The sequence below is a fragment of the Vibrio salinus genome (assembly GCF_021272385.1).
GTDB lineage: Bacteria > Pseudomonadota > Gammaproteobacteria > Enterobacterales > Vibrionaceae > Vibrio > Vibrio salinus.
Window position 1 is genome coordinate 530,052 of record NZ_JAJSDZ010000010.1, and the last position, 26,540, is coordinate 556,591.

Consider the following 26,540-nt stretch of genomic DNA (forward strand, 5'->3'; position numbering starts at 1 on the left):
ACTCAAAAATGCATGTTTAGCATGTTTTTTTTTACAAAATGTGAAATGAATTTTGTATTTTAATGAAAAAAATATTTCAACATGTAAGATGAATTAAATAGAATATCCAGTGGATGTCAACGGAGTATATTATGGCAACGGCAAGCAGTTTATCTGAACTTCAGGATCAAATACGATCTAATTACGGTGATTTAAGTAAAAGATTGCAGCAAGTAGCAGCTTATGTTCTTGATAACAAAAATAACATTGCATTCGAAACTGTGTCTGTTATCGCCAAAGACGCTGGAGTACCTCCATCCACTTTAATTCGCTTTGCAAGTGCGTTTGACTTTTCCGGTTTTAATGAAATGAAGCAATTATTTCGAAATAGCTTGTTAGAGGAAACCTCAAACTACACTGATCGTATTCGCCTTCTGAAAGAACTTGATGGTGAAATGATGCAGACAGCGACACCTGTTGATATCCTTAGAGAGTTTGCCCGCGCCAACAGTAATGCAATGCAACAATTGGCCACTCAGACTTCCCCTGAATTACTGGAAAATTCGGTTCGGTTGTTAAACAATGCAGAAAACATTTATATTGTTGGGCTAGGGCGTTCATTCAGTATTTCTTCCTATCTTACTTATGCATTCAGGCATTTGAATAAACGAGCATTTCTAATTGATGGTTTGGGAGGGATGTTCCGTGAGCAACTAAGTATGGTTGGTCCTAAAGATGTTGTTATTGCAATTAGTTTCTCCCCTTATTCAAAAGAGACAACAACGATTAGTGACATTCTTGCTCAGTCAGGGACAAAGCAAATTATCATTACTGATAGTCAGATTAGCCCTTTAGCTTCGTTTAGTGATGTTTGTTTTGTAGTGAAAGAAGCGAAAGTGGATGCTTTCCGGTCTCAGGCCGCCTCTTTTTGTCTTGCCCAGACGTTAGCTGTTTCACTGGCGTTTGGGGATAACTATCATCTACAGCATTAGTTGTATTTCATTTTATCTGAGATAGGTAAAAGGGAAAGTTCGTTATTTTCTCCTTTGATTTATCCTCAAAACTAGTTACATATTGGTGTCTGTTATTTTAGCTGGTTATCGTTTTTCTATTGCTAATAATCGACGCTATTTTGCTCCATCCCCTGTATAGCAGTAAAGAAGACAAGATTAGTGAGCAGCCCATTATTTTCGATGCGGATGTCTGTTCTTCGTACCACAATACACTGAAGACAACCGTCCATACTGGTTCTAATATCATAATTAACGCCGCGTTAGCGGAAGTTGTGTTTTTCTGCCCTGTAATTTGAATGAAAAAACGGGCACAGGTTGCCGGTAGAACACTGGCAAAAAACCAGCACCATGTGCTTACGCTGATTTGGTCTGGCCAGATTTCAGTTATTTTTGAAAGGAAGAGAGCGAACATTCCTGTAAAGAAAAACTGAATACAGGTTAATACTGCTGTTGGAATCCATTTGGAAACGTGACTGTTTGTTAAAAACTGGAAAGATAAAATAAGTGCAGAACAAAGAAATATCAACTGAGAACCTTGTAGACTCCAGCCACCGCCATTGATTGATAATAATAGTAACCCTAAAGCGGCAATAGGCAGTGAGAACCAGAACGCTGTACTTGGTTTATTTCTGAAAATCAACCAACTGCACAATGGAACAAATAACATTGACAGGCTCATGATAAACGCACCCGAACCAAGTTCGGTCGTGATAGAAACGGCATAAATCCACAGTGATAATGAAGTCCCCTGTAATATTCCTATAAATGCACCTATGCTCAATTGTGTTTTAGGCACCTTAATCATGTTTTTAAAACAGATAGGGAGAAGAATAAAAGCAGAGACGGTAAATCTTAACCCTATAAAAGCAAAAGGTGGCATTTCATGTATGGTTTCTTTGGAAAATATCCATCCTATTCCTGCCAGTAAGGTTGCTAATACCAGCAAAAGGTCTGCACTTCGAGTTTTTAGCATATAGGTTCTTATTTGTGATTTGCCAGAGATTGAAAATTAGAAGGTAACGCATCTGGTATTTTACTTCATATCAATTATTAGTGAAATATCTATTTCCTTTTTGGTTTTTTTGGAAAAACTAACCTTATTAAAAACGCGAGATGATGGCAGTGTTGCTGTAGTAGGTGGTAGTATTGAAAAACAGGAAACGGAATTCAAAGTAAAAATTTATGGTTGAGCATATTATCACTTATTATCTGGAGATGTTATCTCCACAGGTGTTTAAGCCTAAACCTGAAAGTAATGGTTTGGTGGTCAGAGAATGTGAAATTGATTCCTGGGAAGTAAATCGTTTTCTTTATGAATTCGTAGGAAAGGAATGGAATTGGACGGATAAGCTTACCTGGAGTGACTGTCAGTGGAGAGATTATGTCAGTCAGCCAAATTTAAAAACCTGGATTGGATATTATCAGGGTTCTATCGCTGGCTATTTCGAACTATCTAGTGGCACAGATGGTAATGTTGAGATCATGTATTTTGGTCTTGCCGGTGCTTTTATCGGTAAAGGCTTCGGAGGATATTTTCTTTCTAAAGCAATTGAATGTGCATGGTCACTTGAAAATACCAGACGGGTTTGGGTTCATACCTGTACGCTTGACCACCCCGTGGCATTAGCAAATTATCAGGCTCGTGGTTTTTCAATATATAAAGAAGAAATTGAAACTGTGGTTACTTAAAATTTCTGACTAATAAAGTGTGTGATTTTTTTCGGGGGAATCATAAAGATGGTAAAAAGTCCTAATGCATAGAAAGCTGACCAGCCAAGACATGCGAATACAATGACACAGAAAATTAGCGAAATATAGCCCAGAATTTTGGATAAGCCTTGCAGTAATCTGACGGCACTGAGCATGGCAAGCAAGTAGACAAAGACAAAGATACTGTTTGCCATTTTCAGGAAAAGAGCCAGTTGTATACCTGATATTTCACCGATTATTAATGAAAGATATATGACGGCGATAACGCAGTAAGTCGCATAAACTGGCACTCCGCGTGGTGATAGCTGAGTGAGTTTGCTTTGGGGTTTGTACTCTCGTGCCTGAGACCACACCATCCGTGCGAAACTTTGAACATACAAATTGATGCTCGCGAAACAAGCCAGAAACCCAATCAGGCTAACGAACATAGATATCTGAGAGCCGAATAGTTTATGGCTTAACCAAGGAATAGAGGTATTCTCAAATTGGTCACTACCAAATGCGCCAAATTTAAGAACGATGACCGTTGTTGCCCAGTAAGCTGCTCCGGCAATTAAACATCCTATAATAATTGCTGTCGGAAAATCTCTTTGAGGATTTTTAAATTCTTCTCCCATATGAGCAAATGCTTCTATTCCGACAAAACACCAGAACATGACACCTAATGCAGACGAAATTTTCGGAATACTGGCGGTCGTTAACGCCGGTAATTCAACGTCTTTAGCATCGATTTCGCCCTTGAACCATAAACTGAGAATAAGAGCAAAAATACCAAGTGCTATCAGTGTTTGAATTTGTCCGCTTGATTTGGACCCCATCAGGTTTACAACAAGTAATGCCAGAATCGTCAGAGAAGTAGTTATTAATGGGTTATTCAGTGGAGCTGGAATGAGATGCTCAAGAAAGCCAGCTGCCAGCGTTACGGCCGCCGGAATACCAACAGGTATAACACTGAGAAATAGCCAGGCAACCGACTTTTCTAATTTTGAGCTGAATGCTTTACGAACGAAGAATGATGTGCCGCCGGCATTGGGAAATTGTCTACCTAACTGGGCGAAAGTGAGTGCGACAGGACATACAGCAATAAAAAGAATGAACCAGGCGGTAAGAGTGCCACGATCGGCAATTCCGGCGGCAATGGCCGGTATCATAAAAAGCCCTGTCCCCATTAATGTTGTTGAAAGTTGTGCTATTCCGGAAGTTAGCGTGATTTCTTTTTTCAATTCAGACATATAATAGGATATCGGGATATTTAATAATGGATAAATTTTACCCATTTTATTGAGCATATGCACCATTCAAAATGACATTATTGGTAGCCATATTGTCCAACTTCATTCAAAATAGGTGACAATATGTATAAGGATAATTTCGATAGGGTATATCTGGTCATGAGGGACAGGTTTGATCAACAGATTCTTGATTTGCTTCAGCAAAACGCTCGTATTTCGGTAAGTGAACTGGCGAAGAGTGTTAATTTATCCCGAACAGCAGTGACTGCCCGAATAAAAAAGCTTGAGCAAGATGGTACAATTGAAGGTTATCACGCTGTAGTGACTAATAAAAGGCCCGATTCTGAGAATACTATCTGTGCTTATTTAGCGCTGAAGTTTGATACATCGACCAGTAATACAACGTTTGAATCTTACGCTCAGCGAATTCAGTTAATCGATGGTGTTTTTCATTGTTATGGTATTAGTGGGGAAACAGATTTGATGGTTTATATTGAAGTTGAATCAATGAAACAGCTCTATTCCCTTCATGATCGGTTAAACCAACTGGAACATATGAGGCAGGTTACTACCCATATGGTGATCAGACAGTTTTTTTAGAGTGTTAATGTGTAATTATTAAGGACGATGTTTTATGTCTATATCAGCCTGGTTTTCATTGTTTGCCGTTTGCCTGTTAGGTGCTATGTCGCCGGGGCCTAGTTTAGCTATGGTGACAAAACATAGTTTGGCCGGCGGGCGTTTAAATGGATTTGCAACAGCATGGGCTCATGCCGTAGGTATTGGTATATATGCTTTTCTCACGGTCATCGGTTTGAGCATAGTACTGCATAAAGCGGAATGGCTATTTGAAAGTATCAGTCTGGCAGGTGCTTTTTATCTGGCCTATCTGGGGTGGAAATCCATTCGATCTAAAGGTGGTGTTGCCGACAGGCTAAAAGAAGGTAAGAAAGTGTCTGTCTTACAATCTGCGAAAGAAGGTATCTTGATTTCATCATTAAATCCAAAAATCGCTCTATTTTTTATGGCATTGTTCAGTCAGTTTATCTCATTAGGTCATGACTGGATGAGTCGGGGTATTCTAGTTGCTACCCCATTTCTTGTGGATGGTCTTTGGTATACCGTTATTACATTGCTTCTCTCTTCTGCCGTTGTTACTGAAAAACTCAGATCAAAAGCCGTGCTTATCGATCGGTTGTCCGGCGTCATTTTGCTGGGATTGGCCGTCAGAGTTGTTGCAACATTGTAGAATTCCTTACTCTTTAGAATAGGAAAGAGACTGACAGAGTATAAATATTCGCATTTGTTTCTCTGTCCCCGGTTAGCTGCATTTCGTTTAGGTGGCCGCTTTGATAAGAGTCAGGGCCTGTAACATATGCCCATTCAAGGTTAATGAATAGGGAAGGTGTTATGCTGGTTTTGATCCCTCCGATAATCGAATTATCGGAAAACATCCTTCGTCTTTGGCCGTATTGAAGATAAGGCTGTATGTTTTGATACTGATACGAAATGCCGGAATACCAAGTTGCATATAGGTTTTGATCCAACAGAGCCTCTGCAGTGTAAGTGATATTCCCATCCACTATGTTAAACCCAGCGGTTATCATATCCAGACTATAGTGTGTTTTGGGCAGGCCAACGTCATTGTAACGAGTTGCACTGGTATTAATATAACCCAGATGGAAGACCGAATCCTGATAAGTGTAATCAATGGTTATTCCAAGTGTGGTTTTAAAGTCTAGTGAAAAATCAATACCATATCCGTTATAATCGCTTGTTTGTGGAATAGCCACGAAGGGGGCGATTCTTAGCTGGCTTTCACTGGATGTTAGTGTAGTCCATTCGTAGGATATGCCGTCATAATGAGTGATTCCCATGATGTTATCGTATACATCCTGTGGAGGTCGGCTCCAGGGATAGGCGGCACTGACGTAGTAATACTCAGACATGATAAACAGCGGTAATCTTTGCCGTCCGAGTTTTAATGTTGAGTTCTGTTGGGTATAAGCCAGGTATGCCCATTCTAATTCCGGGTCAGAAAATGTGTCCTGAGGTCGTTTCACTACCTGAACGGAGCTTCGGAAATCTTTATTGATAAGCCAGTCCAGTTGAAGACCTAAAGTGGAATCACAGTCCAGACATAAATGGTTATCGATGTTTCTGTAGTTGTAGGCTTTAACACTTGAGTCTGAAATTGCGGCACTTGCCGTGCCGAATCCACTTAAAATGACATTGTCATTTAGCCTGATTTGAGCTGAACTCTGACCGGTTATGAGCAGCAAGAGAATAAATATTGTAATTCTCATTCTACTTCCTCCTCTGAGTCAAATTGATATACCACACGAAGATCACTGGTTTGCCATTCTTTGGGGATGTAAATAATGCCTTCTGGGTTATTAGATAGCCATTTTTGAATCAGTTTTTTATTGGAAGAACTCAGTTCATATGGTGGAATATGTCTGCCTGAAAAGTTTTGTCTTGCTCTTAGTGCTTGCATTTGTGATGGTGTTTTCCCGAGTAGGGTCAGGTAAAAAGACTCTCTTATTTTGGAGTTCAGTGGAAGATCGGCAAGAGTAATTGTCTGTCCGTTTATGTTGGATATGAGACCACGGTATAACATTTTTACCTGATTGGTCGTTAATTCCTGTATAATCCGCGAATGAGTGACTACCACAAACTCAGTAGAGTACGTAGTATTGATGCTCAAAATTATCAATATCCATAGACAAATTATTCTTATTGACTTCAAATGTTCCTAACCGCCATGACGTTTTAAGAAATGAAAGTATCTATATGCACTATTAAAATAAGATAGTCTATAGTTTATAAGAAGAAAAGAGATCACTGATAAGTTGATCAGGGAAGTTATGTTTTTAAACAAAGTAAAGATAAAAACTCGCCTAATAATGCTTTGTGTGATACCAGCAATCGTTGTATCGGTCGGAGCATATCTCATTTTAAACCATTTATCTTTAACGTCCATTGGTTATCGTGTTGCTGCAAATAAGATTGAATTGATTGATGAATCACTATCACTTAACCGTGATATGTACCGCTTATTAACGGATCGGATGAAGACTGGTGAGTGGTCCCGTAAAAAAATGAAAAATATTTCAACGGCTACTCAACAATTGATCGAAAATACAAGATCGGATACTTCATTAGAACAATTCTCGTCAGATTTTTCAAATTTAACCGAGCTTCGGTTGTTTGTTCAAAATTTGAGTTCCGTTGGTGAGAATAGTATCAATGATTCAGCCCAGTTATGGTTTGCTTTAATGTATGATGTATTAGTTTCAATTAATAAAATTCAGATTCCGAGTGTGAATGCCGGATTATATTATGTCAGCAGTAATTATGAGTCACTCAGTTGGTTTTTATACTGGATGCAGAAAGAATCCTGGCTTGTTAATGCGATTAAGCTTCAGTCTCATGTGTCTGGAGATATTCGCAATGAATATAAAGAAGTGATTTCAAGACAGCAAATATACTGGGAAAATTTTGTTAATTACTCTGCTAATGATGAACAGCTAAAGGAGATGAATAAGTTGCTGGTTAGCGAAAATTTTCAAAAAGCACATCTTTTTCGTACAGTGATTCTTAATGGCAATCTGGATTCAAAACTATTGACCCAAGGCATTCAGATGAATGCCGAAAAAGTGAATTCGCTTTTGAAATTACTTTCCGGTTATTCTTTACTTATTTCAAAAAAAATAAAACATCAGACAAAGATTGCCAGCTATCAGATTTGGGCTGTCAGGATCATTGTTGGTTTTTTATTGAGCTTATTGGTTTACGTTAGCTTAGATACTTTTTATCGTATATCAGGTAAATTAACCCGTATTCTGAATACGATGCAAAAATTAAGAAATAAATCGGGTAACATTGATTTAATAAAAATAGATGGCAACGATGAAGTCTGTCAGTTTGCCATGGGTTTAAATTCAATTATTGTTCAGTTGAGTGAACATGAAAAGCGCTTGATTACAGCAAAAGAGGAAGCTATTTCTGCAAATAAAGCAAAAAGTGTTTTTCTGGCCAATATTTCTCATGAAATTAGAACGCCTTTAAATGGAATTATTGGTCTTGCAGAAATATTGACAATGCAAAATTTAAATTCGGCTCAGAAAGAAATTGTGGAAGACATAGAAGTGTCTTCTCAGACATTGTTAGTATTAATTAATGATATATTAGATTTATCAAAAATAGAGTCTGGTAAATTAAGCATTGCCCCAACGTTGTGTAATGTTCGGGATATTATTTATAGCACAGTTAATCTGGTATCAACGAAAGCGCTTAGTCATTTGAATGAGCTACATATAAATATTGATGAATCTGTTCCTGCTCATGTTTATATCGATGGATTCCGGTACAAACAAATTGTTATGAATTTGTTGTCTAATGCCGTTAAATTTACTCATGAAGGGTTTGTGAAAGTGACTCTGAGTTACGATAATGTTAGCAGCTCTCTTACCTGTGCTGTGAATGATACCGGCATAGGTATTCCGGATGACCGTATTGAAGCGGTGTTTAGACCTTTTCATCAAGGCGATTCGTCGATTACACGCCGCTTCGGTGGTACCGGACTTGGACTGACTATTTGTGATGAATTAGTTGGCTTGATGGATGGAAAGATTAACGTTGATTCAGAAGAGGGCAAGGGAAGTGTATTTTCGTTTACTATCCCCATTCCTAAGCCAAATAATCAGGAGCCATTTCAGCAATTTAGTATTCGGCTTGCGTTAATACTTAATAATTCGCCCTATTCCGAACAAATCGAAAACGAATGTGCCTTGCACGGAGTGAGTTTGGAAAAAATGAACAATGTTGATGATTTTATACATCATTCTGATTCGGGAAATGTCGATGCTGTTTTATATTGTTCTAATGTAGCAGAAAATGATGTTTCAGAAATTAAGAAGTTACGAAAAAAAAATGCAAACAGAAAGATCATTTCCTTGCAACATCATCTGTTTGTCAGCAGTGAAATTATTAATATAACGGATGGGAACATCGTTTTGCCGTTTATGGGAAGTAAATTTGTTCTTCTTCTGAAAAAACAATTGGGCAGTCAATTGTATAGTATGTCCAGTAACAACTTAGAGGCAGAGAGTGAGTCTGGTTTACTGCAACCTACGGTAAAAAAAATATTGATTGTAGAAGATAACCTCATGAATCAGAAAATTGCAGGTTTCTTCCTTGATAAGGCTGATTTTGAATACACAGTAGTAAATAATGGTCAGGAAGCAGTTGATACGGTTGCTCAGGGACTGGAATACTCTGCTATTTTGATGGATTGCATGATGCCGGTTATGGATGGATTGACGGCAACAACAATAATCAGAGAATGGGAAAAGAAAAATCATAAAGCTCCTGTGCCAATTATTGCATTGACAGCAAGTGTGCTTGATGAAGACGTTGTAAAGTGTTTTGAGGCCGGAATGGACGCCTATTTACCGAAGCCTTATAAGTCGGAGCAGCTTTATGAGTTGTTTGAAAAATTTAACATTACAACTCAGTGGCGTTGATTTAAGTGCGGATCAGACATTAGTAAATTGATATCTTGTCCGATCCGCAGAGCGGAAACGTGTTTACTTCCCTGCGTTTAGCTCTGCAAGAGGAAGCCAGTGAACATCTACGTGAGCTTGTTTGAACATGTCTTCGCTTACTTTGACTTTTTCTCCCCATCGTGAAAGAAAATCAGCGTCCTGTTCAGGGCAGTATACCGCGGTAATACCAGTTTGAATTATTTTCGCTGCACAGTTTGGGCAAGGGAAGTGGGTCACATAGATATGACATCCATCTAAATCCCGTTTAGCAAACAATATGGCGTTTTCCTCAGCGTGTAATGTTTTTAAATATTTCATTTCGCGTTCATCGGTATCGGCACTATCCGATATTCCATGAGGGTAACCATTAAATCCGACAGAAATAATCCGATTATTTTTGGCAATGACAGCACCAACCTGAGTTGATGGGTCTTTACTCCAGGAACCGACTAATTCCGCCATTTGATAAAATCGATATGCCCATTTCGAAATCATATTTTCTGCCCTATCCAATTATATTGAAAAATTATAGGTTTACAGACCTAATGATAACGGAAACAGAGTTGTAAGAGCTAGTCTAAGATGCCGTCTAATGTTAAAAAAGGAATTGCTGTGTGAGATATTTCTTACAAGGTATGTGAGAAATGTATAATAAAATGTTCGGTTTTTTTGAAGAAATCAATATTAACCAATTGAAAATAATAATTTATTTTTTTATTCCTGCTGTTTGGGTGTAAAAAAGTTTCCCTGCTGACACTATAAAAAAAATACCAGTGCGATAAATTATAAGTGTCGACAGGGAGTTGACAGGAACAGGAAAGACCCAAGGATTGGTCATCTTCAGGATGAAGATTTAATCATTTAGGACGAATGATTAGCTAGGAAGGTATAGCGTATAAAATTTTGTTTGGACGACATTTTTTAGTCATACGCATAAGGAACTGTCTCTATCTGGATTGTTAGAGTTAAAGGACACCGCTAGGAAGGCGATGAAACGGACTGAGCTGAAGGATTCAGCGAACTATCAGGGATAAGATGCAGGGAGCACTTTAGTAGCTGGATTGCTGCAAGTAAGAACAGAAACCCCATTAAGTTTTACTTAATGGGGTTTTCTCTTTTTGTGCTTGAAATTAGGGAGATTATTAATAGTAATTACTGTATAAATAAGTAAATTCTTTTCACGATATTTCAGCTTATTTTTATTATGGCTAAATCTGATCCTCAATCCGTCAGACATCTGCATCCAAAACTTGCTATTGATCAGGCACCCGCAGATGTATTTATGAATTATGAAGAATTTTTATCCAATACGGAAACCCGGGTGCACAGTCATTCATGGGGACAAGTTCAGTTAATCTCCGGAGGGATATTAGAAATTGATGCGGAAGAAACGCGTTTCCTTGCGCCTCCTCACTTAGCTATTTGGATTCCAGCCTCGGTATTACACAAAAGTTATAACAGAAAACCCATAGAATACTGTTCTTTGAATATCTCATCAGAACTGATGGATTTATTTCCTGATAAAACCAGCCTGATGAAAGTAACACCAATTGTGACTGCGATTATTGAAGATTTCAGACAGAGAAAAATTAGTGTGGCGGAATCAGAGCAGGATAAACGTTTAATTCGTGTTCTTTTGGACCAATTATCTTTGCAAGATGTTGAACAACATTTTGTGCCAACGTCTAACCATAAGTATTTAGCTCCAATTTTGAATGAAGTAGAAGGTAATCCTGCGGATGATACCGGTTTAAAACAATGGGCTGAAAGAGTACATACGACAGAAAGGACACTGGCAAGGTGTTGTCAGACTGAGCTTGGTATGAGCTTTACTGAGTGGCGCTTACGCGTTAGATACCTATATTCTATGGAGTTGTTAAGAGGAGGGTGTGCAGTTAAAGAGGTGGCTCTCACTCTGGGTTATCATCAGGCCAGTCCTTTTATCACTATGTTTAAACGTTACGCCGGAATTACGCCGGAACAATACAAAAATAAATGTCGTTTTGATAGGGGCTGTTGATTTTATGTATACTTTTACAGAAATGTAGATGCTAAAAAAGGCGGAGAATCCGCCCTTTCAATTTCGCGTTATTTAACTTTCCACGTTACGATTTCATCCGCTTTTATCGGAACGACAGTATCACTGCCAAATGGCATTGATGCCGGAACTTTCCAGTCTTCTTTTACAAGGGTAACGGTATCGGTATTTCTTGGCTGACCATAAAAATCCGGGCCGTTAAAGCTGGCAAATGCTTCCAGTTTATCCAGCTTCCCTTCCTGTTCAAAAACTTCGGCATAAAGTTCAAGTGAGGCATGGGCGGTATAAGAACCGGCACATCCACAGGATGATTCTTTCTTATCTTTAGCATGAGGAGCAGAGTCTGTTCCCAGAAAGAATTTCTTATTACCGGAAGTCGCAGCCGCTATCAGAGCCTGCTGGTGGCTATTTCTTTTCAATATGGGTAAACAATAAAAATGAGGTTTGATACCGCCAACAAGCATATTATTCCGGTTATATAGCAGGTGATGAGCCGTAATGGTAGCCGCAACATTTGGACTGGCATTTTCAACAAACCGGACGGCTTCCTGAGTGGTAATGTGCTCAACCACAATTTTCAAATCAGGGAAGTCATTCACAATGGGAGTCAGTACATCCGCCAGAAAGATCTTTTCCCGGTCAAAGATATCAATGTCATGGCTGGTTACTTCACCGTGAATCAATAATAAGATGCCTTCTTCCTGCATTGCGTTCAGCGCCGGGTAGATATTTTGGATGAAGGTAACCCCTGAATCGGAGTTGGTTGTCGCTCCCGCAGGGTATAATTTGGCAGCAACAATCAAGCCGGATTTTTTGGCTTCTCTGATGTCGTCGGGTGTTGTATTGTCAGTCAGATAAAGAGTCATTAACGGAGTAAATCCGACACGGGGCTGCTGATTCATAATCCTTTCGTGGTACTCTCTGGCCCGTTGTGTTGTCGTAATCGGGGGAATTGTGTTTGGCATAACAATGCCACGTCCATTGTACCGGCTGATATCCCGTACAGTATCTGCAAGTACGTCACCATCCCTTAAGTGTACATGCCAGTCGTCCGGGCGAGTAATTGTCAGCGTCGTCATAAAAAATAAGCTCCCACCATTAAAAAAATTACGGATAAGTGTGATTACAAGGTAGCAGGACCGGAAATCTACGCTTATCTGGTTGTCAGGATAATAGAAGAAAATGCAATGGATTTCATCCGATAAATTATATTTATACCCAAATCTTAGTGAACCCTATTTATTTGTTTGATTCAGGTATTATCAGGCTTATCTAAATAACTATTATGGATTTTATGGTAGTTCTTCTCTGAGTCATGGAAAAGAGAGTGAATTATTTCGCTTTCTTTTTTTCCCGATAAGATGCTTTTCTTGATTTCTCTGGCCAGAAGAATATCGTTTGTCCGGCCATCATTGGCAAAAACGGAGGAATCCGGTGTCCATGTCGAGATGCGTTTCGATAACGTTGTGCTGACCAATTTGGGTGTGATATCCCTTAAAGTATCCAGCAGAACATAAGAATAGTGTTGGTATATTGTTTCTGCGGGTTTTATCATAGTGATCTTTTCCAGCAATGATTTCAGCCACTCGTCGGCTTTAACGTAGCCAGATTCATCCGGAAGGGAAGTGGACACTCTGGCAGATATTTCAACTTTATAGTATTGAGTATCAGGAAAAACAGTCCAGGCACTGAGACAGTCAAAAGGTAGCCAAAATGCCTGTGTAGGCTCGATAGCGTATTCAAGTTTACCTAGACGACAGAGAATAAGGCCTGATGTGAGGTAAACAAAGGAATGTTTTAATGTTTTTTTTCTGCCCGTTATGACTAATGACGGGCTAGTGTACTTATTTGCCTGAATTGAGTAATGCATTTGTTTCATGTGTGAACTGTGACGAAGTATGATTATCTGCTATTCAATCAATTTTACAATAGTATTAATTATCTGGTCTGACCATTGATTTATTTTATAATGGTTAGCTGCGATAGACAGCAAGTACGCGTAGAATAAGCGCGTTTTTTATTTTATGTAATGACTTATGACTTCGACTAACGATCCGTATAAAGAGATACGTCCCTATAACAATAATGAAATTCCAGCAGCATTAGAAAGACTGGTTAATGATGATGAATTTATTAATGCCATTATCGAACACCGGTTCGAGCACAAACCCAAATGGGTAACCACGTTACTGAGTCCATTTGTAAAGCTATATCTGCGATTTAAATGGGCAAAATTAACGTCTGTTGATGCTATTCAGCAAGAAGTGAAACATTATCTGGACAAAACACTGGACTCCACGACTGATGGGGTTAATTACACCGGTCTTGATAAGCTGGATAAGAATACACCTTACTTATTTATTTCCAATCACCGGGATATTGCTATGGATCCTGCTTTGGTCAATTATGGCTTGCACATTTCGGGTCATAAGACAGTGAGGATTGCGATTGGTGATAACCTGCTTAAAAAAGCCTGCACAACGGAATTGATGAAACTGAACAAAAGTTTCATTGTAAAACGTTCTGCGAAAGGGCCGCGGGAAATGATGAAAGCACTCGCAACGCTATCCAGTTACATAAAACATTCATTGGACACGGATAATTCCATCTGGATTGCTCAGCGCGAAGGCCGGGCCAAAGATGGGAATGATTTTACTGATCCGGCGATTCTGAAGATGTTCTATGTCGAAGGGAAAAAACAAAAAATACCTTTCTCTGAATATATTAAGTCGCTGAAAATTGTGCCGGTATCGATTTCCTATGAAAACGATCCATGCGATACAGCTAAAGCAAAAGAGCTGTATGAAAAAGAAACAAACGGTAAGTATGAGAAAGCCGAATTTGAGGATATTGAAAGTATCATTCAGGGTATTGTTGGTTTTAAAGGTCGGGTGAATGTTGCTTTTGGTGACGTAATTGATGGCGATTTTGATTCTCCGGATGCACTAGCGGATGAAATCGACCGGCAGATCCATGAGCTTTATGAACTGTTTCCAATCAATATCTTAGCGGCTGGTAAGGAAAATTCTATTGTGACCAGTGAAACTCAGAAAACGCTGAAGAGTAAGCTTGACTCTCTGCCTGAAGGTGCCAGGGAATGTCTAATTGCCAGTTATGCTAATCCGGTCAAAAATAAGATAGCTTAATAATTACTCGGACTTTTCATAAAAACCAACTGCTGGGCAGTTGGTTCTCTCATGGCGCAACCGCACCGCCAAGAGTCAGTTTTTGTGGCCATTTTGTAATATGGTTTCCGCCCAGATAAATATTTCCCCGTACGGTCATTTTATCAGGAAAGGTAGTAATTGCGGAACCTCCTATATAAAGGTCGCCATTGACGGTCAGATTATTGGGTAGAGTTGTCAGTGGGGTTCTGATAACACTTAAATCGCCTTTAACCTTAAGGTTAGCAGGAAGTTTCTTCAGCGGTGTATCTGTGAAATTCAGATATCCACCTGCCTTAATACCCCGGGGCCAGGTCGTGATTTTTGTTCCAATGAAATTAGCGGAGCCTTTTATTTTCAGATCTCTTGGTACGCTTGTTAACTGACTGTTTGCCGCATTCAGGCTGCCGTTAATTTCGAGCCCTGCTGGTAAGCTTTTTATTGGGGTTCGGGAAATATTCAGATCTCTTTTTATCACCAACCCGGAAGGTATAGATGAGATGGGTTTTCCGCTTAGGTCCAGATTTCCATAATTGTCTAAATAATTGAGAATATCATAACTATCAAGTGGTTGTGCATTTAGTGGGAAGATAAAAAATGACAGAACAAAAAAGAAAAGACGCATACGACCACGCTAGCGTAGAGTGATTATTGTTGATTCAGTATGGAAGATATTGAAGGTGTGATCAATTAAAATAAAAGTAACCCACTGAAAAGAGTACTCAGTGGGTATGAATATTTTTGATTAACGTGCCAATGAACGGGATTTTAATTCAAAAATTAATTTTTCAGCGCTTACTTCAAATGTGAAGTTTGCGGTCAGTTCTGTCGCATCATCGTTAACCGGGCTCTTTTCAAATTGAACAGCAGGATTGACCTGTTTTGCCAGTGATAGATAACGTTCAAATTCCTGTTCAAGAGCGGCTTTATCTTTTCCGGTAATGGTTACTTCAGCTACATCATCGCCTTCTTTGATGACATACCCCATTTCTCCTGCGCATCCGCATGCCTCACAAACGTCATTTTCTACATAGGTTTCGTTTTTCATAGAGATAAATCCTCTTATAAATATCATGGGTATTGTAGCGTCTATAAACAGAGTAATACCAGTAAAAAAAGCACGATTACGTATGCTTTAATAGACAAATGGTATGTGACTAGTCTCTCATAACGGTAAACACAATTGTCGCGTCGATAGCATAAATAAACTTTAAGAATTGATGAAGTCAATTTCAGTGTCAGTATATTCTGAAAACGTATAATTTATTGATTATCCTCATGTGTACCACTGTTTAAGCATATGTTTATTGAGTAGTTTATTGTTTTCTTTGATGATGTTAGAGCTATGAGTGTCATCACATGAGGTCTTATGGAAGATCAGTTATGCCAAAACGGAGTAAGGAAGATACCGAAATCACCATCCAGGCGATTACCGATGCAGTACTTGAACAGATTCTAACCATCGGTTATGACAGAATGTCATACACAACACTGAGTGAACAAACCGGTATATCCAGAACGGGAATCAGCCATCATTTCCCGAAAAAAACAGATTTTGTCGATGCTGTGAGCGAAAAAATAGTCAGTCTGCTCAAAGGCTATTTAGATCTCTCTCATGGAGTAAATGGATTAAAAACGAGCTGGGGATTTGCTTTGAGAGACGAGCGTTTTATTTCAATAATACGTCTTGTCATGCAGCACATCGTGGTTGCGGAAGGATCCAAATCATTTGCCAGAAAAATTATGAACATGCTTTATACATCTGTCGATGAACGTCTTGGGAATGAAGGCCAGAATGAACTGGAGAGGCTATTAGGTCACACTGTAGTTGTAATGCTGGAATAGCGTATAGAGCCATTTTGTTGGTTAAATGAACGGATTAAAAGAAACGGTTCTGATTTGATATTCAGGGACTGTTTGGCGGATAGTGGGCCATAATTATGGCAGTCATTTTTATATCGTCATACAGCAGTACAAAAAAGGTTACTATCTAAGTAACCTTTTAACATAATTGGTATTATTTATTTAAATGAGCCGCCAGTTCTTTGATGTGCTCCGGTCCGATGCCACAACAACCACCAATTAAGGTTGCGCCCTGATCTTTCCATTTTTCGGCCCAGGCCAAATAAGCAGGTGGTGTCAGGTCTGCTCGTATTTCATCCAATCCCTCGTTGGCTGTTGCATCTTTAGGTTGTGGTGGAAATGCGTTGGCGTAAGCTCCAAGTTTTACGCTGAGTTTTTCTTCTTTTTCAAGTTCCTGGTAGGTAACTTTCAGCGCTTCTTCAATAATTTCCGGTTGAGAGCAATTAAAAAGAATTGCATCCACATCCATTTTGACCATTTCTTTAACGGCAGAGACAACAGTTTCTCCTGAGCGAAGTACTGGAACCTCAGTCGGCTCTGCGTCTTCTAATGTAAAGGAAACCCAGAATGGTTTGTGGTCAGTGGTAAGTTTATCTACCATAGTTTTCAGAGCTTTTGCTTCTGCAATCAGACTCTGAGTTTCTGCAAGCCACAGATCCGCATAACTTTTGAGTCCGTTAATGAGCGGTGTAGCAATGGCTTCTACTCTCTCCGGCTGATATAAATCAGCGCGATAGGAGCCAAATAAGGGAGGTAATGATCCGGCAACCAGTGTTTCTGTTCGGGATTCTTCAACGGCCTCTCTGGCTTTTTGTCCTGCCAGAGTGATAAGTTGTAGGGCATCTGAAGAAAAGCGTTCTTCTCCTATATGAAAGGGGACTAGTGCATAACTGTTGGTGGTGATGACCTGAGAGCCGGAATTTATAAAGGATAAATGAACATCTTTAACAACATCCGGTGCTTCCATCATTGCTAACGCTGACCATTCAGGTTGGCGAAATGGTGCGCCCAGACGTGCAAGTTCCCGGCCCATTCCACCATCGAGTATTGTTACTTTTTTATTGTTCATAGGATTACATCTCTTGAAAGCTTAAATCGTATTGTCAATCTTAGTTTAGGACTGGAAAATTAAAGTAAAAATGATTCAGATTCAATATAAAAAAGAGGAGCGTTTCCGCTCCCCAAGGCACAAAAATGTGGCTGGCATTAATTATTCAACTTTTGTTAAGTCAACCAATGGTTCTTTAACCAGTTTTACCGGTTTGTTGTGAAGTAAGGTTTCGACTTTGTTTACGGCCTGATTCACTGCTTTCTTATTAGTTAAAACCGTGTAGGTAAGGTCAAAATGTTTTGATTCGCCCGCTTTGATTGTTGGTACCAGACCAAGTGGACGTTGATATTTTGTATTATAAGCGTAGCTGGTACCTGGTTCGATACCTGTTACATAGCCCTGATTTAGAGTATCGGTATTCTTCCAGACGGTTAAAACAGGTAACTGTTTAACATTATATGCAAGTGATACACCCAGGTTACCCGCTTTATTATGTAAAACAGCAAGTGTATTCCCTTTTTTGTCTGCAACCGGTTTTAAGTTGTAGACCATTTCATCATAACCTTTGGTTGGACCAAGGTAGGTTTGCCAGTCTTTCAGGCCTTTTTTCGCATAATTATTAAAGGGTGAAATTTCGCTCGCAGCGGCGTAGACTTTTGCACCTTTTTCCAGAATCGGACGACCAAAGTTTGAGTGGTAAATGATTTGGTATTCGTCGTCGTAGTCCGCTTTATTCGTTAACGTATCTGAAATTGAATATGAATCACTTCCCGGTACAATAGAAAATGATGTCAGAGTAGCCAGTTCGGCTTTTTTAAAGGTTCTTTCGGAAATTTCGCCCTGAATTGTTATTTTGTGAGGGGCTTTATCATCAATGATAACTTTCACAGTTGAAGCCGGTGTGTTTTGAGCACGTCCGTGCAGACTCAGTAGCTGACCGTTGTCATCAACACCGGGGTGACCCGTCCATTCATAACCACAACGAACCATTGTTTCATTGAATCCATCCAGCCAGCCAAGGCCATTACGGCTTTCCAGATCAATATAGACCGGGTTAACAATTTCTTTTACGGGTGAATCCCAGCCGAAAACGCGTTTTCCGTCTTTTTTTACCTGGAAAATGCCCATGCCGCGGGTTGGAATTAACGTGACTTCAATTTCACCGTTATTAACTGTGATGATGTCGACACCTTCCTGTTTTCCGCCATGTAGACGTGTTTTTTTAACACTGAAAGGGGTGTCCGATTTCATACCCAGTGAATCGCTGGATACGTTCCAGTCGGCAACATAGGTATTGGTCGCTGAATCTGTCAGAACAAACTCTGCAGACGATACATAAAATGGAGAGACAAGAGCTAAAGCCGTTAGTAGGGGTTTAATTTTCATTGTGTAGATCCTTTATTTATTTTAGTAAAAGCGCAACTGAATCGATTCAGCAACTAAAATACGGATATTATTCAGAGGATCAAAACGCTGAACAGGCAGTTGTGATTCAGCTCTTTTCTTTTTTGGGTTTTTTCTATAAAACTGGATTATTTATCACATTTTTATTTGATATAGAAAAGGTGATTTTAGATGAATAAGAAAGAAGTACACGAGGACTTTGGCTTTCATTGCGAAAGGCGAAGGAAAAATGACGTTGAAAGTAGAACAGAAATTGAATTTTTAATAATAATTGACGATGTATTCCCTTACATCTGATTTAGAAGAATTTGCATAATAGCCTTATGATATTAAGCAGCATATTGTGCAAATTCATCTTGTTCATCAGCTGGCAACATTTCCTGTGCCTGGCGAACAAGCTTTTCTCTCGAAGTTTCTGTACGTTGTGTTAAAGAAACCGGTTTCTTTTCTTCTTCTATCAGTTTAGGTGCAAGTGCGAAAATATGATTAAACATTGTTAACTCTCCCTTAAAAAATCGCCTGAACCTATAGAAATATAATATATTTCATAAATTCAGGCGAAATTATAATCATAATTAACAATAAATGTCGATATGTTTAATGATATTATTATAAAAAAAGATGCTTATTCCTTATATTAATATGCATTATACGTCATATGTTGTTGAGGCTGTATCTCCACCGGTTCCTGTCCAGTTTGTATGGAAGAATTTGCCCCGTGGGCTATCGACGCGCTCATAAGTATGTGCGCCAAAATAATCACGTTGAGCCTGAAGCAGATTAGCCGGTAAACGGGCAGATGTATATCCATCTAAGAATGTTAAAGCGGATGTCATACATGGCATCGGGATCCCATGTTCAATGGATTTTGCCGCGATTTTCCGCCAGGCGCTAAGGCAATTTTCTAATATGGCTTTGAAATACGGGTCGGAACCTAAGAAGGCCAGCTCTGGATTGTTGTCAAACGCATCCCGGATATTACCAAGAAACGCAGACCGGATTATGCATCCGCCGCGCCACATTAAAGCAACATTACCGTAATTCAAATCCCAGTTATTTTCATTTGAGGCTTCTCTCATAAGCATGAAGCCCTGAGCGTATGAAATAATTTTGGAAGCAAGAAGAGCCTGCCGTAAAGCTTCTAGCCATTCAGTTTTATTGCCTTCAATCTGGCTGATCGATTTATTAAAAAGCGTCGAAGCTTCAACCCGCTGGTCTTTTAATGCTGATAAACAGCGCGAAAAAACCGATTCACTGATCAGCGTCAGTGGAATACCCAGATCCAATGCGTTAATGCCAGTCCACTTCCCGGTGCCTTTTTGCCCGGCGGTATCTAAGATGTTTTCGACCAGAGGTTGTCCCTCTTCGTCTTTGTAACCCAGAATGTCGGCAGTGATTTCGACGAGGTAACTATTCAGTTCCGTGTTATTCCAGGCTGAGAACGTAGCCTGCATTTCATCATAGCTCAGGCCAAGACCATCTTTCATAAAATGATAGGCTTCAGAGATAAGCTGCATATCACCATATTCGATGCCGTTATGAACCATTTTAACGAAGTGTCCGGCACCATTGTTACCAACCCAATCACAACAGGGCTCATTATTGTCCGTTTTTGCTGCGATTGCCTGAAATATTGGTTTAACAGCCTCCCATGCTTCCGGTGCTCCGCCCGGCATAATAGAAGGGCCAAAACGCGCCCCTTCTTCACCACCGGAAACGCCACTACCAATAAAATAAATGCCTTTTTCGCGTAAATCGGTAACCCGGCGATTGGTGTCAGGGTAGTTTGTGTTTCCGCCATCGATAATAATATCCCCTTTATCTAAAAGAGGGGCAAGTTGTTCAATAAAAGAGTCGACAACAGAACCCGCACGAACCATCAGCATGATTTTGCGTGGAGATGCTAATTTCTCAACCAACTCTTCCAGGGAATAAGCGCCAACGATATGTGTGTTTTTTGCCGATCCGGCCAAAAAATCGTCAACTTTAGCGGTTGTACGGTTATGGGCGACGACTTTAAAACCATGATCATTCATATTCAGAATGAGATTCTGCCCCATGACAGCCAGCCCGATTACACCAATATCACCTTTCATTTGTTTTTTCTCCTTAACTAATTTTTTTGGCTGCACTTTTATCCAGATACCACTCAGTTTTGCCATTTTCGGATGTGATTTTTGCGGCCGGGTATGGAAGGTCTTCTGCAGAGTGAGTATGAATTTCTTTAATAATGTCTTGCTTTCCAGAGCCTAAGACAAGATAGCTGATTCGTTTTGCTGCTTTGATAACTTTTGCTGTTTTCGACACCCGGAACTGACCGGATTCTGGGTGTGTGGCCACAACGGTCAGGTTTTGATCGTTGTAGTTAGTCTGTCCAGGGAAAAGAGAAGCAGTATGACCGTCCGGACCGACGCCGAGTAAAATCCAGTCAAAAATAGGGATGTCGTTCTGCTGAGGTATTGTATCCGTCATTTCTTTTGCATATCGCGGTGCTTCATCCTGAGGCTTGTTCTCACCTATAATCCGGTGAATGTTTCCGGCAGGAACCGGCACCCGACGGAAAAGTAGTGCATCGGCTTCGCCAAAATTACTTTCCGGATCCTCTGGGGATACGCATCGTTCATCCCCCCACCAAAAGTGAAGGTTATCCCAGTGAATATCTGTGGCATATGGAACCTGAGCAAGACGCTGAAACAGCATTTTGGGTGTACTTCCACCTGACAGAGAAATATGGACAGGCTTATTTTGTAAACTGTAGTTTTTTAAATCATTTGCCAATGACTCGACGACATCATCAGCAGTATCGAAGATGTTGGAATTTATCATAATTCACAGTAATCCGTATTCGTTAGATTTTTACATGGGAAGCGCCAGTCTCTTTCATCTTGCTTCAGCAAAGAGTCCGCTTCTTGGGGACCCCAGGTTCCGCAGGCATAACCGAACAGCGACTGAGGAGCCTGTTTGTAATCGAGAATAGGCTGAACGAATTTCCAGCAAGCCTCAACGGCGTCTGTGCGCGCAAACAGAGTAGCATCGCCATTAAGTGCATCAAGCAACAAACGTTCGTATGCGGTTAACATCTGCGTTTCCTCTAGTGATGCATAGTGGAAATTCATAGAAACGCTTTTGGCGTGAAAACCGGCTCCGGGTTCTTTGAGTCCAAAACTCATGAGTATTCCTTCGTCGGGTTGTATTCGGATAATCAGCTTGTTTTCCGGGGCGTTTTTGCCAAATACCGGATGTGGTGTACGCTTGAAGTGAATCACAACTTCGGTTACCCGGGTTGGGAGGCGCTTTCCTGAACGGACATAAAATGGGATACCATTCCATCGCCAGTTATTAATGAACATTTTTAACGCGATGTAGGTTTCCGTTCTTGAATCTTCCGAAACACCGTGCTCATCGCGGTAACTCTTCAGAAACTGTCCTCTGACCGTGGATTCGGTATACTGACCAAGAACCAGATTATTTTTCAGATCGTCATCAGTTAACGGTTCCAGACAATTCAGTACTTTACTAACTTCATTACGAATTGAATCGGCGTTGATGGCAACCGGTGGCTCCATAGTAACCATAGCCAGAACCTGAAGCAGGTGATTCTGAAACATATCCCGTACAGCACCACTGTTATCGTAGTAGCCGCCTCGTTCTTCTACTCCAAGAAACTCTGCACCGGTAATTTCAATATAGTCAATGAAATTTCGGTTCCATAATGGCTCAAACATACCATTGGCAAACCGGAAAACCAGCAGATTTTGTACGGTTTCTTTTCCGAGGTAGTGATCAATACGATAGATTTGGTGTTCTTTAAAATGCCTGTGAATTTCAATGTCTAAAGATTTTGCGGATTCAAGATCATAACCAAACGGTTTTTCGATGATTAAGCGCTTCCAACCGTTTGTTTCATCATTCAGATTATGAGTTGCCAGACATCCGGGAATAATGCCGTACAGACTTGGTGGTGTCGCCAGATAGAATAACGTATTCTGCTGTTGAAAATTATAATGCTGGTGTAATTCATCAAGTCGCTGGGTTAATTTTTCGTACTCATTAACATCAGACGTATTTAACGATTGATAATGAATATGTTCGCAGAACATATCCAATGTTTCAGGATCGGTTTTTTCCAGTTCTGTGAGGGATTTTCTTAATTTCTCCCGGTAAGTTTTATCACTGTATTCCGTTCGGCTTACCCCCAGAACGGCAAAAGAAGATGGAAGCTGACGATTCGCGAATAAGTGGTATAGGGCAGGAATGAGCTTTCGGTAAGTAAGATCGCCGGAAGCACCAAAAATCACGATGCTACTATTTTCTGGTATTACCATTATCTTTCCCTTAGAAGCTAGGTCGTTATATTTTGTTAAAAGTAACAGTAAGGTGTTTAAACAGAAAATCGGTCTTATCTATTCTATTGATAGGTCAGGCCGATCTTCATCCCCCGATATGTCATTTGATATTGGGTATGCTGACTCGATACATTCTCTATCAATAAATGACATACATCAATAAATGATGTGTTTTTTGATAAAAATGTACGATTTAGCTAAGGTTTTCATACATGTTTACTATCGTGGTGAGTTTTTTTCTTTATATATGCTTTGGTTTCCCTTATATGTCCGGCTTGATCAACCCAATCTATCTGTTCATCTTCAAGGTATTTTACTGCGTATTTCTGATAGATTTTTTTCTCCAGAAAGAGCAAATACAATTTGGGATCAAGGTGTCCGCTGGTCGCCATGAATGTCATGATACCTATTGCTTCGCTGAGTGATTTCGCTTTTTTATAAGGTCTGTCTTTTGATGTCAGTGCTTCAAAAACGTCGGCGATTGCGATGCTTCTGGCTTGTATAGATAATTCATTTTCAGACAATGAACGTGGGTATCCTCTGCCATCCATTCGTTCATGATGACTGCCGGCAATATCCGGGATGTTTTTTAAATGAGCAGGATAGGGGAGCTTTTTCAGCATTGAGATAGTTTGAACAATGTGATCGTTAATAATAAAGCGTTCTTCTTTGGTTAACGTACCGCTTGTCACGGATAAATTATACATTTCGCCCCGGTTAAACAGTACATCTCCGGCTTGTAAGGTAAACTGTTCCTGCCACATATCCTGAGGTTTCCGTCCGTCTTCCCAATGGATAATGTGTTCCGGTTTATCACTGATCAGTGGTTCTTTTACCGGTAGCTGCTGATCTTCCAGATGGCGAAGTTTTTCTGTATGAGAAATACCGATTTGGTTACTGAGTGTTCTTGTCCAGGTATATTGAGAAATTTTGTTTAATCTGACGACGTTGTCTTCACTCATGTGATCCTGACCAGTGTTACAGGCTGCGATGAATTTGAAATCGTCATCTAATTGTGTGTGCTGATCTTCAAGCTGCTGTTTTAGCTGTGTTGGTTCTCCTCCGTTATTCAGCGCTTTCCAGTAATCAATTTCCCGTTCCCGTTTGATGACTTCAAAGCGCATTCGTATTTCATGGATACGATCATAAATTGTTTCGAGTTTGGTGGCTTTATCAATGACGAACTCCGGCGTTGTAATTTTTCCGCAGTCATGCAGCCATGAAGACAGTTTGAGTTCTTCCCATTGTTCGTCTGTCATCCGGAATTTGGGATAATAATGGTTGTCTTCATTAGCAGCCTGAGCGATCCATTTGGACAGCGAGGGAACTCGTTGGCAGTGATTGCCGGTGTAAGGGGATTTGGTATCAATCGCTGAGGCAATCAGTTCTATGAAAGCATTCATCAGGTCTTTATGTTGTTGAACCTGATCGATTTTTTCTTTGGCTAACTGAGCAAAGCTTAGCAGTTCCTGTAGAAAGGCATGTTTATCTGACTGCTCAGAGGTAATAGCCCGCTCGTAACCCAGATTCAGGATACCGACCAGTTGTTTTTGTTTATCGATTAATGGAAAAAGATAAATATCTGAATTATAAAGATTCTTGTGGAATTTTTTAATAATGTTGTCATTTTTATTGATATGAACAGTTTCTCCTTTCAGAAGTTCAGATTTCAGCCACGGAGTATTGATGAATTGGTTTATATCCACTTTAAAAGGAATAATGGCATGATTGGCTGCGGTAACAAATTCTTTTTTCTGATTATCGTAAACGTAGATAATGATGGTTTCAGCTTTTGTCACTAAATAGCTCTGGCGGGTAATGGTTTTTGCCAGTTCATTAAAATCTGAGTTCTCTGCGGTTTTTCTCAGCAGATTGAGTAAGTCGTGCAGAGTATGCTCCATCAATTGCAAAGAATGACTCAGGTCAGATACTTCTCTGATGATACTTTGTGGATAGTAAGTTTTTTTAAAATCAAACCGGGTAATATTTTCAGACAATGTAGCCAGTTTTCTTAATGGGCTGGATATTTTTCTTGCAACCACAAGTGCAATGATAAAGCCCATTAGCAGCAGGCCTATCGTAACGATAATTTGTTTATTGCGCAGTTCCAGAAGCGTTTTTAACAAATCTTTTTTCGGTATTGCTTCAGCAAGGATCAGGTTGACTTGATTGTTCAGCATTACAGGGGTCGACGTTACTGACCATTCTTCTCCCTTGTACTCCACCGATTCGTAGATAATCTGGCTGCTGGTCCGGTTCAGAATTGGTTTAAAAACGGATGAGGTCAGACGGTTAAGGTTCTTTTCATCAGAATCACTGATTGAGACATTCGCATTGTGTTGTCCGAGGAGGTGAAAGTTCTGATCGAATAAAATCAGTTTCGTTTTTTCTGAGTAACCAAGGTTGATGAGGGATTCTGATACGGACGATAACGTCAGATCGGCGGCGACAACATGTGTTCCGTCTGGCGTCCGGCGAAACAGCGTGATCCCTTTGGTTTTTAAAAAATAAAATGAATATGGGTCGGTAATTCTGATATCACTGTCATATTCCGTATTTTGAAACCACGGGCGGGTTGTCGGATCAAATTTATTATCGTTTTTTTCCAGCCGAGAAATTTCCTGATAATGATTATCGAGATAGATGAACGTATTCTGACCGTTTGTTTTGGTTTTATTGATCAGCAGAACGGTGTTTCCTGGTGCCTGAAAGCGTTCCCTGTCCTGATTGTTTTTCATTGGCCGAAGAATCGTAAAATCACCGTCATTGTTGGCGTAGTACAGAGCAACTAAATGAGGATGTTTCTGAAAAATAAAATGAGAGGAAGCCAGCCAGGTTTCATTCTTCTCCGGGGGTATTTTATCGTTGACCAGACTGCTGTATGACAGAAGGTCAAGTGTGGTAAAAATGGGCGAGGACGCCTGCTTAAATTGATTTTCAATGTGGCGGCTGTTTTCTAAACTAAGTTCCCGGGCTGTCTGGGTTAGTAACTGGTAGGCATGGTTATAGCTGATATAAATCAATATAAAGCCAAAAATAGCAGTCAACAGAACGAACAAAGTTCCGATGTGGATACTTAGTGAATAGCGGCGTATTTTCATCATGGTCCTTGCGTCAGTATTCAGTAATGTGCTTAGGGTCTGTTGATCTTTGGTGATGGTTTTTGCAGCGAGTTGATGGTGATTTAGGCA

General features: G+C 40.0%; 24 protein-coding genes. 8 read left to right on the forward strand and 16 right to left on the reverse strand.

Going from position 1 to position 26,540, the window contains the following annotated elements:
* Positions 1–131: 131 nt before the first annotated feature.
* The gene (locus tag LRQ06_RS15810; protein ID WP_232768017.1) at positions 132–971 is read left to right on the forward strand and encodes a MurR/RpiR family transcriptional regulator; all 840 of its coding nucleotides are present in this window, start codon (positions 132–134) and stop codon (positions 969–971) included.
* Positions 972–1,068: 97 nt separating this feature from the next.
* Here LRQ06_RS15810 and LRQ06_RS15815 read toward each other — a convergent pair whose 3' ends face one another.
* Positions 1,069–1,965, reverse strand: coding sequence for a DMT family transporter (locus LRQ06_RS15815; RefSeq protein ID WP_232768018.1), 897 nt, complete (start codon positions 1,963–1,965; stop codon positions 1,069–1,071).
* 209 nt (positions 1,966–2,174) lie between these two features.
* Here LRQ06_RS15815 and LRQ06_RS15820 point away from each other — a divergent pair, with 209 nt between their 5' ends.
* Entirely contained in the window at positions 2,175–2,681 is a 507-nt protein-coding gene (locus LRQ06_RS15820) for a GNAT family N-acetyltransferase (RefSeq protein ID WP_232768019.1), read from the forward strand.
* Here the strand turns inward: LRQ06_RS15820 and yjeH are convergent.
* Positions 2,678–3,934 (reverse strand): L-methionine/branched-chain amino acid transporter, encoded by a 1,257-nt coding sequence (yjeH, locus tag LRQ06_RS15825; protein WP_232768996.1) that lies wholly within the window; start codon positions 3,932–3,934, stop codon positions 2,678–2,680. The two genes, LRQ06_RS15820 and yjeH, sit on opposite strands and share 4 nt — an antisense overlap.
* 123 nt (positions 3,935–4,057) lie before the next feature.
* Here yjeH and LRQ06_RS15830 point away from each other — a divergent pair, with 123 nt between their 5' ends.
* Together LRQ06_RS15830 and LRQ06_RS15835 are read left to right on the forward strand one after the other, a co-directional pair.
* Positions 4,058–4,534 (forward strand): Lrp/AsnC family transcriptional regulator, encoded by a 477-nt coding sequence (locus LRQ06_RS15830; protein WP_232768020.1) that lies wholly within the window; start codon positions 4,058–4,060, stop codon positions 4,532–4,534.
* A 34-nt stretch (positions 4,535–4,568) separates the two neighbouring features.
* The gene (locus tag LRQ06_RS15835) at positions 4,569–5,183 is read left to right on the forward strand and encodes a LysE family translocator (protein WP_232768021.1); all 615 of its coding nucleotides are present in this window, start codon (positions 4,569–4,571) and stop codon (positions 5,181–5,183) included.
* A 13-nt stretch (positions 5,184–5,196) separates the two neighbouring features.
* Here LRQ06_RS15835 and LRQ06_RS15840 read toward each other — a convergent pair whose 3' ends face one another.
* On the reverse strand, positions 5,197–6,240 hold the full coding sequence (locus LRQ06_RS15840; protein WP_232768022.1) for a sulfate ABC transporter permease: 1,044 nt from the start codon (positions 6,238–6,240) through the stop codon (positions 5,197–5,199).
* A complete protein-coding gene (locus LRQ06_RS15845) occupies positions 6,237–6,641 on the reverse strand; it encodes a hypothetical protein (protein ID WP_232768023.1) in 405 nt (134 codons plus the stop codon). Before LRQ06_RS15845 ends, LRQ06_RS15840 begins: the two co-directional genes overlap by 4 nt.
* A gap of 160 nt (positions 6,642–6,801) precedes the next feature.
* On the opposite strand from LRQ06_RS15845, the gene LRQ06_RS15850 reads away from it, so the two are divergent.
* Entirely contained in the window at positions 6,802–9,462 is a 2,661-nt protein-coding gene (locus LRQ06_RS15850) for an ATP-binding protein (protein ID WP_232768024.1), read from the forward strand.
* A 63-nt stretch (positions 9,463–9,525) separates the two neighbouring features.
* Here the strand turns inward: LRQ06_RS15850 and LRQ06_RS15855 are convergent, their stop codons facing one another.
* Positions 9,526–9,978, reverse strand: a complete 453-nt coding sequence (locus LRQ06_RS15855; RefSeq protein ID WP_232768025.1) for a dCMP deaminase family protein — start codon at positions 9,976–9,978, stop codon at positions 9,526–9,528.
* Between the two features lie 709 nt (positions 9,979–10,687).
* Here LRQ06_RS15855 and LRQ06_RS15860 point away from each other — a divergent pair.
* Positions 10,688–11,503 (forward strand): AraC family transcriptional regulator, encoded by an 816-nt coding sequence (locus LRQ06_RS15860; protein WP_232768026.1) that lies wholly within the window; start codon positions 10,688–10,690, stop codon positions 11,501–11,503.
* Positions 11,504–11,571: 68 nt separating this feature from the next.
* Here the strand turns inward: LRQ06_RS15860 and pyrC are convergent, their stop codons facing one another.
* Positions 11,572–12,600 (reverse strand): dihydroorotase, encoded by a 1,029-nt coding sequence (gene pyrC, locus LRQ06_RS15865; protein ID WP_232768027.1) that lies wholly within the window; start codon positions 12,598–12,600, stop codon positions 11,572–11,574.
* Positions 12,601–12,773: 173 nt separating this feature from the next.
* Entirely contained in the window at positions 12,774–13,400 is a 627-nt protein-coding gene (locus tag LRQ06_RS15870) for a hypothetical protein (RefSeq protein WP_232768028.1), read from the reverse strand.
* Positions 13,401–13,557: 157 nt separating this feature from the next.
* Between LRQ06_RS15870 and LRQ06_RS15875 the strand changes: the two genes are divergently transcribed.
* A complete protein-coding gene (locus LRQ06_RS15875) occupies positions 13,558–14,667 on the forward strand; it encodes a 1-acyl-sn-glycerol-3-phosphate acyltransferase (RefSeq protein ID WP_232768029.1) in 1,110 nt (369 codons plus the stop codon).
* A 49-nt stretch (positions 14,668–14,716) separates the two neighbouring features.
* Here LRQ06_RS15875 and LRQ06_RS15880 read toward each other — a convergent pair whose 3' ends face one another.
* Together LRQ06_RS15880 and LRQ06_RS15885 are read right to left on the reverse strand one after the other, a co-directional pair.
* A complete protein-coding gene (locus LRQ06_RS15880; RefSeq protein ID WP_232768030.1) occupies positions 14,717–15,310 on the reverse strand; it encodes a hypothetical protein in 594 nt (197 codons plus the stop codon).
* Positions 15,311–15,430: 120 nt separating this feature from the next.
* Positions 15,431–15,733: a YfcZ/YiiS family protein gene (locus tag LRQ06_RS15885; protein WP_232768031.1), complete on the reverse strand. Its 303-nt coding sequence runs from the start codon at positions 15,731–15,733 to the stop codon at positions 15,431–15,433.
* Positions 15,734–16,068: 335 nt separating this feature from the next.
* Here LRQ06_RS15885 and LRQ06_RS15890 point away from each other — a divergent pair, with 335 nt between their 5' ends.
* Complete coding sequence (locus LRQ06_RS15890) at positions 16,069–16,530, forward strand: TetR/AcrR family transcriptional regulator (protein WP_232768032.1); 462 nt, start codon at positions 16,069–16,071, stop codon at positions 16,528–16,530.
* Positions 16,531–16,702: 172 nt separating this feature from the next.
* On the opposite strand, the gene LRQ06_RS15895 is transcribed toward LRQ06_RS15890, so the two are convergent.
* The 7 genes from LRQ06_RS15895 to LRQ06_RS15925 form a co-directional block, all read right to left on the reverse strand.
* Positions 16,703–17,617: a homocysteine S-methyltransferase family protein gene (locus tag LRQ06_RS15895; RefSeq protein ID WP_232768033.1), complete on the reverse strand. Its 915-nt coding sequence runs from the start codon at positions 17,615–17,617 to the stop codon at positions 16,703–16,705.
* Positions 17,618–17,758: 141 nt separating this feature from the next.
* Positions 17,759–18,985: an aldose 1-epimerase family protein gene (locus LRQ06_RS15900; protein WP_232768034.1), complete on the reverse strand. Its 1,227-nt coding sequence runs from the start codon at positions 18,983–18,985 to the stop codon at positions 17,759–17,761.
* Between the two features lie 347 nt (positions 18,986–19,332).
* Positions 19,333–19,497 (reverse strand): hypothetical protein, encoded by a 165-nt coding sequence (locus LRQ06_RS15905; protein ID WP_232768035.1) that lies wholly within the window; start codon positions 19,495–19,497, stop codon positions 19,333–19,335.
* A 153-nt stretch (positions 19,498–19,650) separates the two neighbouring features.
* Positions 19,651–21,099 carry a decarboxylating NADP(+)-dependent phosphogluconate dehydrogenase gene (gene gnd, locus LRQ06_RS15910; RefSeq protein ID WP_232768036.1) on the reverse strand — a complete coding sequence of 483 codons (1,449 nt, stop codon included), beginning with the start codon at positions 21,097–21,099 and terminating at the stop codon, positions 19,651–19,653.
* Between the two features lie 13 nt (positions 21,100–21,112).
* Positions 21,113–21,829: a 6-phosphogluconolactonase gene (gene pgl, locus LRQ06_RS15915; protein ID WP_232768037.1), complete on the reverse strand. Its 717-nt coding sequence runs from the start codon at positions 21,827–21,829 to the stop codon at positions 21,113–21,115.
* The gene (zwf, locus tag LRQ06_RS15920) at positions 21,826–23,328 is read right to left on the reverse strand and encodes a glucose-6-phosphate dehydrogenase (protein WP_232768038.1); all 1,503 of its coding nucleotides are present in this window, start codon (positions 23,326–23,328) and stop codon (positions 21,826–21,828) included. Before zwf ends, pgl begins: the two co-directional genes overlap by 4 nt.
* Positions 23,329–23,555: 227 nt before the next feature.
* A complete protein-coding gene (locus tag LRQ06_RS15925; RefSeq protein WP_232768997.1) occupies positions 23,556–26,450 on the reverse strand; it encodes an HD domain-containing phosphohydrolase in 2,895 nt (964 codons plus the stop codon).
* Positions 26,451–26,540: the final 90 nt, after the last annotated feature.